At 59.9% G+C, this 14,017-nt stretch carries 13 protein-coding genes; 11 read left to right on the forward strand and 2 right to left on the reverse strand.

What is annotated here, in order from left to right; genetic code table 11:
• Positions 1–18 precede the first annotated feature (18 nt).
• The 7 genes from B0W55_RS00070 to B0W55_RS00100 all read left to right on the forward strand — a co-directional run bounded on the left by B0W55_RS00070 (position 19) and on the right by B0W55_RS00100 (position 7,290).
• The gene (locus B0W55_RS00070; protein ID WP_077044034.1) at positions 19–309 is read left to right on the forward strand and encodes a cytochrome c5 family protein; all 291 of its coding nucleotides are present in this window, start codon (positions 19–21) and stop codon (positions 307–309) included.
• Positions 310–355: 46 nt separating this feature from the next.
• The gene (locus B0W55_RS00075) at positions 356–985 is read left to right on the forward strand and encodes a cytochrome c (RefSeq protein WP_077044035.1); all 630 of its coding nucleotides are present in this window, start codon (positions 356–358) and stop codon (positions 983–985) included.
• A 198-nt stretch (positions 986–1,183) separates the two neighbouring features.
• Positions 1,184–1,825 carry a thiol:disulfide interchange protein DsbA/DsbL gene (locus B0W55_RS00080; protein WP_077044036.1) on the forward strand — a complete coding sequence of 214 codons (642 nt, stop codon included), beginning with the start codon at positions 1,184–1,186 and terminating at the stop codon, positions 1,823–1,825.
• Between the two features lie 15 nt (positions 1,826–1,840).
• Positions 1,841–2,719, forward strand: coding sequence for an endonuclease/exonuclease/phosphatase family protein (locus B0W55_RS00085; RefSeq protein WP_077044037.1), 879 nt, complete (start codon positions 1,841–1,843; stop codon positions 2,717–2,719).
• Positions 2,716–4,719: a GGDEF domain-containing protein gene (locus tag B0W55_RS00090; protein ID WP_077044038.1), complete on the forward strand. Its 2,004-nt coding sequence runs from the start codon at positions 2,716–2,718 to the stop codon at positions 4,717–4,719. Before B0W55_RS00085 ends, B0W55_RS00090 begins: the two co-directional genes overlap by 4 nt.
• A 101-nt stretch (positions 4,720–4,820) precedes the next feature.
• The gene (locus tag B0W55_RS00095; RefSeq protein WP_077044039.1) at positions 4,821–5,600 is read left to right on the forward strand and encodes an N-acetylmuramoyl-L-alanine amidase; all 780 of its coding nucleotides are present in this window, start codon (positions 4,821–4,823) and stop codon (positions 5,598–5,600) included.
• Between the two features lie 76 nt (positions 5,601–5,676).
• On the forward strand, positions 5,677–7,290 hold the full coding sequence (locus tag B0W55_RS00100) for an EAL domain-containing protein (RefSeq protein ID WP_077044040.1): 1,614 nt from the start codon (positions 5,677–5,679) through the stop codon (positions 7,288–7,290).
• A 6-nt stretch (positions 7,291–7,296) separates the two neighbouring features.
• Here the strand turns inward: B0W55_RS00100 and B0W55_RS00105 are convergent, their stop codons facing one another.
• Both B0W55_RS00105 and algB read right to left on the reverse strand, forming a co-directional pair.
• The gene (locus B0W55_RS00105; protein WP_077044041.1) at positions 7,297–9,087 is read right to left on the reverse strand and encodes a KinB sensor domain-containing domain; all 1,791 of its coding nucleotides are present in this window, start codon (positions 9,085–9,087) and stop codon (positions 7,297–7,299) included.
• A gap of 10 nt (positions 9,088–9,097) precedes the next feature.
• Entirely contained in the window at positions 9,098–10,444 is a 1,347-nt protein-coding gene (gene algB / locus B0W55_RS00110) for a sigma-54-dependent response regulator transcription factor AlgB (RefSeq protein WP_077044042.1), read from the reverse strand.
• 432 nt (positions 10,445–10,876) lie between these two features.
• On the opposite strand from algB, the gene B0W55_RS00115 reads away from it, so the two are divergent.
• The 4 genes from B0W55_RS00115 (at position 10,877) to gltP (ending at position 13,914) form a co-directional block, all read left to right on the forward strand.
• The gene (locus tag B0W55_RS00115; protein WP_077044043.1) at positions 10,877–11,164 is read left to right on the forward strand and encodes a hypothetical protein; all 288 of its coding nucleotides are present in this window, start codon (positions 10,877–10,879) and stop codon (positions 11,162–11,164) included.
• 75 nt (positions 11,165–11,239) lie between these two features.
• Positions 11,240–11,404 carry a DUF1328 domain-containing protein gene (locus tag B0W55_RS00120; protein ID WP_003170804.1) on the forward strand — a complete coding sequence of 55 codons (165 nt, stop codon included), beginning with the start codon at positions 11,240–11,242 and terminating at the stop codon, positions 11,402–11,404.
• 2 nt (positions 11,405–11,406) lie between these two features.
• Complete coding sequence (locus tag B0W55_RS00125) at positions 11,407–11,883, forward strand: inhibitor of vertebrate lysozyme family protein (protein WP_083743148.1); 477 nt, start codon at positions 11,407–11,409, stop codon at positions 11,881–11,883.
• Positions 11,884–12,582: 699 nt separating this feature from the next.
• Complete coding sequence (gltP, locus tag B0W55_RS00130; RefSeq protein WP_077044045.1) at positions 12,583–13,914, forward strand: glutamate/aspartate:proton symporter GltP; 1,332 nt, start codon at positions 12,583–12,585, stop codon at positions 13,912–13,914.
• Positions 13,915–14,017: the final 103 nt, after the last annotated feature.

A 14,017-nucleotide genomic window follows, 5' to 3' on the forward strand; every position in this document is an offset into this window, starting at 1 on the left:
CCCTGAAAAGGTCGTTTTATGACGAAATGGCTGCTAGCTGCCGGTGTCTTGATGCCGCTTTACAGCGCTCAGGCTACACAGGATCCGGAAGCTGTGTACAACCGTGTTTGTGGTGCCTGTCATTCCGGCCAACTACCCATGGCGCCCAGAAGAGGCGATCAGGAAGCTTGGACGCCGAGGTTGGCGAAAGGTATGGAGACGCTGGTGCAACACGTGACCCAGGGTTTCAAGGCGATGCCGCCGCGTGGTTTGTGCATGGACTGCAGTGCCGAGGATTACCAAGCCATCATCCAGTGGATGAGCGAGTAAGCCCGGTCCATAACTCTTTAACCCTTAGCCGTAGTTGGATTAGCTGATGAAGAAATTGATCGTGAGTCTGCTGTTGACCGTGGGCATCTGCGGCATGGCCAATGCCGCTGGTGAGGCAGTACAGCCCGGCGATGCAAAGGCCGGCCAGGCAAAAGCTGCCGTATGCGGGGCCTGCCATGGCCCGGATGGCAACAGCATGGCGCCGAATTTTCCGAAACTGGCGGGCCAGGGTGAACGCTACCTGACCAAGCAATTGCACGACATCAAGTCGGGCAAGCGCACCGTTCTGGAAATGACCGGGTTGCTGACCAACCTGAGCGATCAGGACCTGGCGGACATCGCCGCCTACTTCGCCAGCCAGAAAGGCAGCGTCGGCGCCGCCGACCCCAAAGTCGTGGCGCGCGGTGAAGCACTGTTCCGTGGCGGCGACCTGGCCAAGGGCCTGCCATCGTGCACCGGTTGCCACTCGCCAAATGGCGCAGGCAACGCCGCTGCAGGCTTCCCGCACCTGGGTGGCCAGCACGCTCAATACGTCGCCAAACAACTGACCGACTTCCGCAAGGAAGAAGGCGGCCGGACCAACGACGGCGACACCAAGCCAATGCAGACCATTGCCAAGAAGCTGAGCGACGAAGACATCGCCGCAGTGTCCAGCTACATTCAAGGCCTGCACTGACCGGCGAATCGAGGGTGGCTCGAGGCGTACATCTCTTGCAACGTTAACGCTCGATTAATCCGTCGCAGCAAGTATAAAAAGGGTGGCTTAGGCCGCCCTTTTTTGTGGCCGCTGCCGTTACACTACAGAACTCAGGCCCGCCACGATCTGTCTTAATGCAGGTCGCGCGAGGCGATAAAATTTGTCCAGGAGTAAAGCATGCGTAATCTGATCATCAGCGCCGCACTTGTCGCTGCCAGCCTGTTCGGCATGAATGCCCAGGCCGCCGAAACACCCGCCGCCCCTTACGTCGAACTGGCCAATCCGGTTCCGGTCGCCGTTCCTGGCAAGATCGAAGTGGTGGAGCTGTTCTGGTACGGCTGCCCGCACTGCTACGCGTTCGAGCCGGTGATCAATCCCTGGGTCGAGAAGTTGCCTTCCGATGTTAATTTCGTCCGTATCCCTGCCATGTTCGGCGGTCCGTGGAATGCCCACGGCCAGATGTTCCTGACCCTGGAAGCCATGGGCGTCGAGCACAAGGTCCACGCCGCCGTGTTCGAAGCCATCCAGAAAGAACACAAGAAGCTGACCGACAAGAACGACATGGCGGACTTCCTGGCTACCCAGGGCGTCGACAAGGACAAGTTCCTGGCGACCTTCGACTCGTTCGCCATCAAGGGCCAGATCGTCAAGGCCACTGACCTGGCCAAGAAGTATGAAATCACTGGCGTTCCTACCCTGATCGTCAATGGCAAGTATCGCTTCGACGTAGGCTCTGCCGGTGGCGCCGAACAAGCGCTGCAACTGGCCGACAAGCTGATCGACAAAGAGCGGGCAGCCAACAAGGCCGCCTCCAACTAAAAGGCAGCACCCACCATGCGCCGCTGGGGAACTGAACGTGTCGTTGGCCTGCATGATCCGCGGGTCAACGAGCATCATCTGGAGTCGACGGGCCTGCCCGAAGACAGCCGTCTGCGCTTGCTCAGTTTCAATATCCAGGTCGGCATCAGTACCGAACGCTATCGGCACTACCTGACCCGGGGCTGGCAACACCTGTTGCCGCATACCGGCCGCGCCGACAACCTGCAGAAAATCGGCAGCCTGCTGGGCGACTTCGATCTGGTCGCCCTTCAGGAAGCCGACGGCGGCAGCCTGCGATCCGGTTACGTCAACCAGGTCGAGCACCTCGCCCAGTTGGGCGCCTTCCCCTACTGGTATCAGCAACTCAATCGCAACCTCGGACGCCTCGGCCAGCACAGCAATGGCGTGCTCAGCCGCCTGCGTCCATGGGCGATCGAAGATCATCCATTGCCGGGCCCCAAGGGTCGCGGCGCGATCCTGGTGCGCTTCGGCGAAGGTCCGGAGGCGCTGGTGGTGGTCATGATGCACCTGGCTTTGGGTGCACGGGCACGCAGCATGCAACTGGCCTACATCCGGGAGTTGATCGGTGGTTACAAGCATCAGGTACTGATGGGTGACATGAATACTCACGCCAGTGACCTGCTGCAAAACTCGCCATTGCGCGACCTGGGCCTGCTTGCACCACAACTGGAAGCGACATTCCCCAGCTGGCGCCCACAGCGCTGCCTGGACCACATTCTGCTGAGCCCGACCCTGACCCTGGAAAAGGTCGAGGTGCTGGCCCAACCCATTTCCGATCACCTGCCGGTCGCGGTAGAGATTCGTCTGCCGGGTTCGCTCACGGCCGATGCATTGCCCGCGTTGAGTCCTGCCCTTCGCGGAACCCCTGAATGAGCGACGAAGCCCAGCGCTGGAAAGAGAAATACCTCAAAAGCATCGAACAACAGGAAAAGCTCGAACGTCGCTGGGACGCCCGCCTCGACCTGCTGCGCCGGGGCCTGGTACGCAGCACGCTGGCGGCCGAAGGCACCGATCGCGCAGTTGATCAATGCATGAAGGAAATGCGCGAAGTCGTGCGCACCGACGACATGGACGCCGGTCTGGCCGCCCTGCTCCCGCGCCTGGAAAAAGCCGTGCTCGACTCCGAGCAGCGCAGGGAAACCCGCATCAACCAGACCAGCGCGGCGCTGACAGCGCTGGTCACTCAACTGCTAACCCTGCCGCTGCCGCGGGACGTCAGTCGCCCGCTGAAAAACTTCGCAAAACAACTGGATCACCGCGTCAGCCAGGCTCGAGAGATTCCGCTGCTGCTCAGCGAACTGAGCGGCTTGCAAGGCAAGGCCCTGAGCCAGCTGGAGGCCCCGGTCGAGCCCGAGCGCCCCGGCCTGCTGCAGCGGTTGTTCGGTCAGCGAGAGGCTGAAGAGGTCACGACACAGGCCGCGCCTATCGCTGAACACCAGCCCGAACCTATCGAGCCGGCGCCGATTGCCGCGACGTTGCCGGCAACGGCTGGCGTTGAACCGCACGTCGAAGCCTCAGCCCTGGTTGCCGTGGCCGACGAACCAGCACTCATCGAGCCTTTGCCGGACCAGCAGCCTCCAGCGACTGAACCCGCTGCACCGGACGAGCCGCCAGCAGTACAGTCATTGCCGCAAACCCAAGCCCAGGACAAAGCGGACCCGCCCGACGCCGTTGCAACAGTCACCGAGGCGCCCGTCGCTCAGAGCGAGCCACGCATCAATCCCGACGAACTGACCCACGCCGCGCTGCCTGAGCCTATAACCGCAATCGAGCCCGACGCGTCCGAACACGACATTCTGTACGCGCTACCGGATTCCCCCGAGCCATCCTACAGTTCTGTCGCCAAGCATATCGAAGAGACGTTGCTGGGCCTGCTCGACGACCTGACACTGCCGGAACGCCATCGCCCGCAAGCGGAATCGATGCGCGATCGTCTGAAAAACGGCTTGAACTGGTACGAACTGCTGCCAATCCTCGACGATCTGGCGACCCTGATGCTGGCCATTTCCGACAGCGGCCAACATGAATTCGAAGCGTACCTGCAGCACCTCAACGAGCGCCTCGAATCCTTCCAGAGCAATCTGCAAGCCGCCAGCGCCGGCCATGCCGACAGCCGTTCCGCCGCCCAAGCCATGGACACGCAGATCCGCGAACAAGTCGACGGCCTGCAGACCAGCATGCATGAAGCCGCCGACCTGGAAGACCTCAAGGTCATACTGGAAAACCATCTCGAAGGCCTGCTCGGCACCATGGATCAGCATCGCCAGCAGCGTGACGAGCGTGAGCAGGAAGTGGCCGCCCGCCTGCACAGCCTGGCCGAACGGGTGGCGCACATGGAACAGGAAGCCCTGGGCTTTCGCGAGCACCTCGAAGAACAGCGCCAGAAAGCCTTGATCGACCCATTGACCGGCCTGCCCAATCGCGCCGCCTGGAGCGAGCGACTGGAGCACGAAATTCGCGAATGGCAGCAACACGGCAATACCTTGATGCTGGCCATGCTCGACCTCGATCACTTCAAGCGCATCAACGACAACTACGGCCACCTGGCGGGCGACAAGGTGCTGAAAATCATTGCCACGGTGCTGCGCAAACGCCTGCGCGGGACGGATTTCATTGCCCGGTTTGGGGGCGAGGAATTTGTCCTGTTACTGCCTGCGACGGTACCGGCGGCCGGGATGAAACTCCTGGAACACCTGCGCGCATCCATCGAAGCCTGTCCGTTCCACTTCAAGGGCGAGCGAGTCACCGTGACGATTTCCATGGGCCTGACGGTATTCAAGACCGGCGAAAAAAGCGATCTGGTACTCAAAAGGGCCGATCAGGCGCTCTACCGTGCAAAAAATGCAGGACGCAACCGGGTTGAGCTGGGCTGAGGACAAGTGTTCCATTTTGTTTAAAACCCGGCGATTGCCCGCCGGACGCAGGTCAGTACGTTACACTGTTGCATTACTGTCCTGCGTGTATTGCCTCCGCCATGAAATTTTCCGCGTTCCTTCTGTCGCTGTTGCTACTGGCCGGTTGTGCCAGCGCCCCCCGCTACGACACTCGTCACCCTTCGGCCAATCACGACAGCCGCATTCAGTTCGTGGTGCTGCATTACACCTCAGCCTCTCTGGAGCGTTCTCTGCAATTGCTGACCCACGGCGAGGTCAGCAGCCATTACCTGATCGGCGACGACCCGAAGGCAACCATCTATAAGCTGATGGACGAAAACCTCAGGGCCTGGCACGCCGGGGAAAGCCAATGGCAGGGTCGGACCTGGCTGAACTCCAGCTCCATCGGCATCGAAATCGTCAACCCCGGTTTCAAGGAGACCCCTGCCGGGCGCCTCTGGTACCCCTACAGCGAAGCCCAGATCCAGTCCTTGATCGTTCTGCTCAAAGACATCACCACCCGCTACGCCATCAGCCCGCGCAGCATCATTGGCCACAGCGACATCGCCCCTCTGCGCAAGCTTGATCCGGGTCCGTTGTTTCCCTGGAAGCGCCTGGCCGCCGAGGGATTCGGTATTTGGCCGAATGAGCAGGCCGTGGCGCATCAGCAGCTACAGTTTGAAGTACAGCCGCCGAGCATCAGTTGGTACCAGGCGCAATTGGCCCGTGCCGGTTACGAGATTGCCCAGACCGGGGAACTGGACGTCGCCACCCGCCATGTGATCGCCGCCTTCCAGATGCACTTTCGCCCCTCGCACTTCGACGGTATGCCGGATGCGCAAACGGCGGCGCTGCTTCAGGTACTGAATCAGACAAAATAATGACGCCCGCCCGACGGTCAGCGCACCTTTGCCATTCAGCAGCTATAACTCATTGGTAATTCGTCGGATATCCACAATGCCTGCTGCCAGAGAGACATTCCGTAGTTGGTTCTATCGCCCATGGTTCCTGGCGATGATGGCGGCTGTCTTGAGTGCGACCCTGCTGATGTCCGGCAGCCTGTTCATTGCGCTGCATCAGGTCGAACAGAACGAGAGCCTGGAAATGAACGCTCAAGGCGAACGATTTCTAGCTCGTCTGGAGCAACTGTTCGGGCAGCTGCGCGAAAGCCTCGATGACCTGGAAGCTCAGCCTCTGCGCACCTGCGACGAGGAAATGATCGCGACTTTGCAGCAGGTCAGTTTCAATTACCGCTTCGTTTACGAAGCCGCCTACATGGATGCCACGCGCATCTGCTCCAATCGGCCGCGCCAGGAAGGGCTGTCGCTGATACGACCGCCGGACATCAAGGGCCCCACCTACAGCTACTGGCTCAACACCACCACCGAACCCGATGAAAACCGTGCTGCGCTGATGCTCGGACGCGGTAATTTCCGTGTCGCGACCTCCCGCGGGCATTTGACCGACATGGTCGATCTGACGCCGGGCAGCAGTCTGCTGGTGGTGCTCGATCACGGTACTCGGGCAATTCCGGTGCTCGGTTCTTCACAGGTCTGGCCACCCACCGAGCATTGGCCGCCGAAAAGTCGCGATGCGCTGCAAGTCACCCAGTCACGATTGATTTATCGCATGCCCACTGACAACCCGGAATACCAACTGGTGTTGATCAGTCCCCGCGGTGGTACCCACATACCGCTGATGTGGTGGTGGCTGTTGCCGGTCTGCCTGGGACTGTCGTTGTGCGTGGGTTTTCTGGTGTTCCTGCTGGTGCGCCAGCGCCAGTCCCTGGACGCGGAACTGACCGGCGCCATCCGCCGGGGCGAATTGCAGGTCCTGTATCAACCGATCTTTGACCTGGACAGCCGCAACTGCGTCGGCGCCGAAGCCCTGCTGCGCTGGCGACGGCCGGACGGCACCCTGACCAGCCCCGATCTGTTCATTCCAATGGCGGAAAACACCGGGCAGATCCGCCAGATGACCGACTTCGTTCTGCAACGGTTGCTGGAGCAACTGGGGCAATTGCTGCGGGCCAATCCCAAGCTGTACATCTCGGTCAACCTGGCGGCATGCGATGTGATGGTGCCGCGCATCGGTCAGGTGATGGCGCGGCTGCTGACCCTGCATCGAGTCGCCGCCCAGCAAATCGCCTTTGAGGTCACCGAGCGCGGGCTGATCGACGTGGTGGTGGCCCGGGAAAACCTGCAAGCGCTGCGCGATGTCGGCCATCAAGTGCTCATCGACGACTTCGGCACCGGATATTGCAGCCTCGCCTACCTGCAGACCCTGCCAGTGGACTGCCTGAAGATCGACAAGGCCTTCATCGACGCACTCGGCCATGATGCGGCCAGCAGCGGCGTTGCCCCGCACATCATCCACATGGCGCAATCACTGCACCTGAAGGTCATCGCCGAGGGCATCGAGCATGAAGCCCAGGCAGCGTTCCTGAGCAGTGAAGGCGTGAAGTTCGGTCAGGGCTGGCTGTTCGCCCATGCACTGAGCGCCGTGCAGTTCATCGAACTGATTACCCGTGGTCGTCGCCTGGCTGGCCGACGCCTGGATGACGAAGCGTAGCGTGCGTCAGACCGTCAGCGCCATGTAGAACTGCGTGCCCTGCCCCGGCCGCGAATAAACCCCCATCCGCCCGCCGTGCAACTGCACGATTTCCTTGCACAGCGCCAGCCCCAGCCCGGCACCGCCCTTCTTGCGGCCCACCTGCACAAAGGGCTCGAAGATTCGCCCCTGCTGCCCGTAGGCAATGCCTTCGCCGTTGTCTTCGACGCTGATGATCACCCGTTCGCCGTGGCGTCGGGCCTGCAAGCGGATGAGACCGCCAGCGGAGGTATGGCGCAGGGCGTTGTCGATCAAGTTGTCGAGCACCCGGTCCAGTTGCGGCTGATCGGCCTGCAAGCGCGGTAACGGCCCCTGCACTTCCACCAGCAACTCGATGCCCTTTTCCTGGGCGGCACCGTTGAAGCGTATCTGCGCCTGCTCCAGCAAGTCTTCGATGCAACAGGGCGACAGGGTGAGTTTCTGCAAGCCGTTCTGGTAGCGCGAGAAATTCAGCAGGTCGTTGATCAACTGCATCAGGCGCTGCATTTCCTCGTTCACCGTATCCAGCAGATCCGCTTCACGGGAGTCCGGGGCAAAATGCGCACGTTCGCGGAACAAGCCGAACGCCATGTGCATGCCGGTGACGGGCGTGCGCAGTTCATGGGAGGCACGCAACACGAACTCACTGCGCACTCGTTCGAAGGCGCGCTGCTCGGTGACGTCATGCAGCACCATCACCGCGCCGAGGATGTGCCCCTGGGTGTGAATGACCGGGGTCAGGCTGAAGGTCAGCAGGCGGATTTCACCATCGACCTCAATGCTCAGGTCTTCAGGCGCTCGCTCCAGCGTGCCGCCACGCAGCACCATTTGCAGCTGCTCATCGAGTTCGGGGCGTTGCAGGGCCACGCCCAGCGCTTGCCCGACCCGATCGTTGTCCCAACCCAATTGGCGCTGCGCCACGGGATTGAGGTGCTCCAGGCAGCCCTGGCGATCGATCATCAGCAAGCCGTCGTCGATGCTGTCGAGCACCGCCTGCAGGCGCTGCTGACCGGCCATCAGCTCATCCACATTGGTGGCCTGGTGTTCGCGCAGCGCCTCGGCCATGATCCCGAAACGCCGGGTCAACTGGTTCAGCTCCACGGCCGAGGAAACCGGCAGCGTGACATCGAAATTGCCCTGGCCGATGTTGTCCGCCGCCTGCGCCAACGCCTCGATGGGCTCACCGAAACGACGGGCAATGGCATGGGCGGTCACGAAACCGATGATCAGCACCGCCAACCCGACCAGCCCCAACAGACCGGCAATCAGCAATGCGCGTTCACGGCCGCGGCGCTCGATGTCGTTGATATTGTCCAGCGAGCGCTTGTGCTCGGCGATCAGCCCACTGCGCAGTGCGTTGAATCTGGCGGTGAGTTCGTCGTTACCGCTCAGCACGCGGGTCGTATCGGCCGCCTCTTCGTAGGCCTTGATGAAACCCAGGTAGTCCGCCTTGGCTTTCCTGAACCCGTAATCACTGCCGACATCTGCCGGTTCCTGGGCAATGCCCTGTTCCAGCAATTGGAAGTATTGCTGCCTGGATGCATCGAAGGCTGCGGGGTCAGGCTTGTCACTGAGCATGATGATCAACTGATCACCCAGGGTCTGGCGCAGCTTGAGGCCGATATCCAGGGTGGCGAAATTGTTGCGCACCAGCGCTTCCTGGCTGCCGGCCATCTGCATCACGCTGACCAGACCGAGCAGCAGCCCCAGGAGCGCCACGGTGATCAGCGCAGAAATGCTCAGGAACAGCCGGGTCCGCAGATTCATCGCCAGCTTCATGACCGGCGACTCATAAGTTGTACTGCTTGCGCTTGCGATAAAGCGTCGAAGCATCGATACCCAGTGTCTTGGCGGCTTGATCCAGAGTGCCGGCGGTGGCGAGAACCGCGCCGATGTGCGCTTTTTCAAGCTCGTCCAGGCTTAGCGCCGCGCCGATGCGCGGTGCATTGTTGATCGGCGTTTCCGCCATCCCCAGGTGAGTGATTTCGACTCGCTCCTGAGGGCAGATGATGCTCGCCCGCTCCACCACGTTGCGCAGTTCGCGAATGTTCCCCGGCCAGCGATAACCCAGCAGCGCCTCACGGGCTTCGTCACTGAAACCACGGGCCGGGCGCGCATACTCTTTGACGAAGCGAGCCAGGAAGCGGTCGGCAAGGTTGAGGATGTCTTCCCGACGCTCGCGCAGCGGTGGCAGGTGCAGGGTGATGACGTTCAGGCGGTAGAGCAAGTCTTCACGGAAGCGACCGTCACGAACCATGTCCTCGAGGTTCTGGTTGGTGGCGGCGAGGATGCGAACGTCAGCGCGGCGAGTGACTGGGTCACCCACGCGCTCGTATTCCTTGTCTTGAATGAAACGCAGCAACTTTGGTTGTAAAATCAGTGGAAAATCGCCAATTTCATCGAGAAACAGCGTACCGCCGTCAGCCTGATTCACTCGCCCCAAGGTACTCTCGCTGGCACCGGTGAACGCGCCGCGACTATGGCCGAACAATTCGCTTTCCATAAGTTCGGCTGTCAGCGACGGGCAGTTGATGGTGATGCACGACTTCTTCGAGCGTTTGCTCCAGCCGTGAATGGCCTGGGACAGTTCACCTTTACCGGTCCCCGATTCACCGAGAATCAAGATATTGGCATCGGTGTTGGCCACTTGGCGGGCAGTTTCCAGTACCACCTTCATGGCCGGGCTGTGGGAATCCAGGCCATCCTTGGGTTTGCGTACCTCGCCTTCCAGCGCTTCCAGTCGCGCCGACAATTGCCTCACTTCAAGCTGCTTGGCCGTGGCCAGGCGCAGTTGATCCGGGCTGCACGGCTTGACCAGATAGTCGGCGGCGCCGGCCTGAATGGCATCCACGGCGGTATCAACCGCCGAATGGGCGGTGACGATCACCACACGCATCCAGGGCGCCTGCACCCGCATCTGGGCCAGTACATCCAGGCCGTTGTCTTCACCCAGGCGCAAATCAAGGAAGCACAGATCGAACACCTGGCGTTGCAACAACATGTCGGCTTGCGCAGCGCTGTTGGCCGTTGCGACGCTGTAGCCTTCGTCTTCGAGGCAATAACGGAAGGTACGCAGGATGGCGGACTCGTCATCTACCAGCAGAATTCGGCCTTGATGCTCAGTGGCTGATTCCATTTTCCTACGCTCCTTTGAGAATTATCTTGGTTAGTCCCGGAAAAATCGGGCAAGTTGCATGGTTTATTCTGATCCATTCCTGCCATGGCAGGGTATTTATCTCCCGCCTCGGTGATTTCCGCCTGATTTTGTAAGCCTCTTACAGTCATCAGCTTTTCAAACACCGGATCGCGCCTTTTTCTGACAGCTGCGCCCTTCCCTCAATTCAAAATTATTGTGACGCCCGTCGTGCTGATCGTGCATTACGCACGACCGCACGAAGCCCCATCGTGCAGGATGCGTCCGACGGACATTGCTACGCGATTTTAAATCGTTGATTTATAAGGATTTTTTTGCATAAAAAATCTGGCACGACGGCTGCAATATCTTGAACAACGCAGGGCAATAACAACTCGCCCTCAACCGATTACCCCCCGTGGGAGGAGCTTCAGGATGAAACGCCAACGTGCAACCCAATTGCGGCTCTCGCCATTGCATCTACAGCAAGGTCTGTTTGCCGTACTGGCGCTGCTGATCACCTTGGTTGCCGGTCAGCAATTCTTGCGCTGGGAGCAAAGCCAGCAGCCAGAAGGGCCAAGCGTGTCGTTTCAACATCCGACTCAAACCCACTTCAGTGCCGCCACAAGCGGCATGGCCGACACCGCTGCAATGCGAATGATGGATGTCGACCAACACCAGACGATGCAAGACATGCCTCGTCAGGAACGCTGGGTGTTCTAGGTTTTATCACTTGGCGCGCTCCAAGCGCCGGGCAATGCACTACCTCTAAATAATAGAAGCGTAAGGAGAATCACCATGTTGAGCTGGGCAATCACATTCTTGATCATTGCCATTGTCGCTGCGGTACTGGGCTTCGGTGGTATCGCGGGCACCGCCACGGGTATCGCCAAGATTCTCTTTGTCGTGTTCCTGGTGATGTTCATCGCTTCCTTCTTCTTTGGCCGTCGCGGTCGAGGCTGACCGTGAAAGCCTTGAAGACACTGGCTGCCGCCCTGCTGTTGGGCGGCACCGTTCTCGGAACAAGCGCCACGGCGGTAGCGGCCAATGACGGCCAGACGCGGGTCAATGAGTTGATCAATGCAGACCCGCAGTACCGTGAAACCTGGCAGGGCGTCGTCAAGAAAGAGGAACGCCTGCCGGAATGGGTCATGAACCTGTCCGGCGATGCCGAACAAATGAATGCCGTCGAAGAGGATGGCGACAAGTTTCTGGTAGGGCCGCTGTGTGAATCACAGACGACCTGCCTGAACCAACGCTTGATCGTCGCCGTCAGTTTCGACAAAAAGGACGCCTACGCCATGTTGGTCGACGTGCCTGCCGCACTGCCGGCAGACAAGTCGCCCACCCGGCACGCCACTTACCGATTCCTCGGTAAGCCGGATCAGGGCATGCAGGATTTGTTGATGGAACAACTGCGCAAGGATCCGCGCTGGTATTGAGTTGTAACAAGAAAGAGGCAGGCTTGCTTCTTTCCCCTGCGCCACCCGAAGAAGGCAGGCGCATGACCAAGGGGTCGGGACGTTCTGCCTGATACTGGGGCGGAGTGACCTACGGGCACAAGGAGTGCCTGCGCAAGGGCCGGGTCAGGAACAGCTGCGACGCAAGTTCGCCGATCCTTTGAGAATCGACGGACTTGCGGAGAGCTTTCACAGGCCGTTGACACTGGTCTTGCCCTTCCCCATTCCTCATTTGCCTGCGACCAACACCGAAACAAACATTGCCCAGTGTTTCCCCCGCGACCGTATATCGAGAAAAAACCCCGCCGTTTTGCAAAGAATCTGTCCGACGCTGCGTAGGATTTTCCTGAAATTCTTCACCTGCACCCTTGATCAAAAAACACTCAACCCACGCTGTAATGGCCGGTTCACGGCACTTATGCCTGCCGAAATGTCGCATTCGAACCGATTGCGACGTCGCTTTCGGCAAAATTCCCTCATGCCGATTCGGCATGGGGTAGGCGTTTACGGCATTAGACGCCGCATCCTTGCATCGGAATAGTTGCGCCTTTTTTCGCCTGCCAGAGAGCCATAACAAGCGCTCCGGGGCTCCTTATACGGGGGCAGCGGCACAGGGCTTTCTCGCCACAAGCGAGCCAGTTCTGGCTTCTGTCCGAGTCAAACTGAAGTAAGGGTAAAGATATGAAGAAGGCAAAGCTTAGCCTCGCCTGGCAGATCCTCATCGGTCTGGTATTGGGGATTGCAATCGGTGCGCTGCTCAACCATTTCAGTGCCGAGAAAGCCTGGTGGATCAGCAACGTTCTGCAACCGGCAGGCGATATCTTTATCCGTCTGATCAAGATGATCGTGATCCCGATCGTGATCTCTTCGTTGATCGTCGGCATTGCCGGCGTGGGTGACGCGAAGAAATTGGGCAGCATCGGCCTCAAGACCATCATCTACTTCGAAGTCGTCACCACCATCGCCATCGTCGTCGGCCTGTTGCTGGCCAACCTGTTCCATCCCGGTGCCGGCATCGACATGAGCACCCTCGGTACAGTGGATATCTCCAAGTATCAGGCGACCGCCGCTGAGGTTCAGCATGAACATGCATTCATCGAGACCATCCTCAACCTGATTCCGTCCAACATTTTCGCGGCCATGGCCCGCGGTGAAATGTTGCCGATCATCTTCTTCTCAGTACTGTTCGGTCTGGGCCTGTCGAGCCTCAAGCCTGAACTGCGCGACCCTTTGGTCACCATGTTCCAGGGTGTATCGGAAAGCATGTTCAAGGTCACTCACATGATCATGAACTACGCCCCGATCGGCGTTTTCGCACTGATTGCCGTGACCGTGGCCAACTTCGGTTTCGCCTCGCTGCTGCCACTGGCCAAACTGGTGATCCTGGTTTATGTCGCCATCGCCTTCTTCGCCTTCGTGGTTCTGGGCCTGGTCGCTCGCCTGTTCGGTTTCTCGGTGATCAAGCTGATGCGCATCTTCAAGGATGAGCTCGTGCTGGCCTACTCCACCGCCTCCTCCGAGACCGTGCTGCCGCGCGTGATCGAGAAGATGGAAGCCTACGGTGCGCCAAAAGCCATCTGCAGCTTCGTCGTGCCGACCGGTTACTCGTTCAACCTCGACGGTTCGACCCTGTACCAGAGCATCGCGGCGATCTTCATCGCTCAGCTCTACGGGATCGACCTGTCGATCAGCCAGCAACTGCTGCTGGTACTGACCCTGATGGTCACCTCCAAAGGCATCGCCGGTGTACCGGGCGTGTCCTTCGTGGTGCTGCTGGCCACCCTGGGCAGCGTGGGTATCCCGCTCGAAGGCCTGGCGTTCATCGCCGGTGTCGACCGCATCATGGACATGGCCCGCACCGCACTGAACGTGATCGGCAACGCACTGGCCGTACTGGTCATCGCTCGCTGGGAAGGTATGTACGACGACGCCAAGGGCCAGCGCTACTGGAACTCCCTGCCGCACTGGCGCAGCAAAGAGCCGCTGCCGACGGGTGAAGTGTCCAAAAACTGACACAACCCTGTGGGAGCGGGCTTGCTCGCGAAGAGGTCGGCACATTCAGCCTCTCTGCTGACTGACACACCGCTTTCGCGAGCAAGCCCGCTCCCACAACAGA

This window comes from Pseudomonas sp. KK4 (assembly GCF_001984065.1).
Classification (GTDB): Bacteria; Pseudomonadota; Gammaproteobacteria; order Pseudomonadales; family Pseudomonadaceae; genus Aquipseudomonas.

Excerpts from the sequence above, each read along its gene's own strand:
- B0W55_RS00070 (WP_077044034.1), top strand. The coding sequence starts at position 19 with ATGACGAAATGGCTGCTAGCTGCCGGTGTCTTGATGCCGCTTTACAGC.
- B0W55_RS00075 (WP_077044035.1), top strand. The coding sequence starts at position 356 with ATGAAGAAATTGATCGTGAGTCTGCTGTTGACCGTGGGCATCTGCGGC.
- B0W55_RS00080 (WP_077044036.1), top strand. The coding sequence starts at position 1,184 with ATGCGTAATCTGATCATCAGCGCCGCACTTGTCGCTGCCAGCCTGTTC.
- B0W55_RS00085 (WP_077044037.1), top strand. The coding sequence starts at position 1,841 with ATGCGCCGCTGGGGAACTGAACGTGTCGTTGGCCTGCATGATCCGCGG.
- B0W55_RS00090 (WP_077044038.1), top strand. The coding sequence starts at position 2,716 with ATGAGCGACGAAGCCCAGCGCTGGAAAGAGAAATACCTCAAAAGCATC.
- B0W55_RS00095 (WP_077044039.1), top strand. The coding sequence starts at position 4,821 with ATGAAATTTTCCGCGTTCCTTCTGTCGCTGTTGCTACTGGCCGGTTGT.
- B0W55_RS00100 (WP_077044040.1), top strand. The coding sequence starts at position 5,677 with ATGCCTGCTGCCAGAGAGACATTCCGTAGTTGGTTCTATCGCCCATGG.
- B0W55_RS00105 (WP_077044041.1), bottom strand. The coding sequence starts at position 9,087 with ATGAAGCTGGCGATGAATCTGCGGACCCGGCTGTTCCTGAGCATTTCT.
- algB (WP_077044042.1), bottom strand. The coding sequence starts at position 10,444 with ATGGAATCAGCCACTGAGCATCAAGGCCGAATTCTGCTGGTAGATGAC.
- B0W55_RS00115 (WP_077044043.1), top strand. The coding sequence starts at position 10,877 with ATGAAACGCCAACGTGCAACCCAATTGCGGCTCTCGCCATTGCATCTA.
- B0W55_RS00120 (WP_003170804.1), top strand. The coding sequence starts at position 11,240 with ATGTTGAGCTGGGCAATCACATTCTTGATCATTGCCATTGTCGCTGCG.
- gltP (WP_077044045.1), top strand. The coding sequence starts at position 12,583 with ATGAAGAAGGCAAAGCTTAGCCTCGCCTGGCAGATCCTCATCGGTCTG.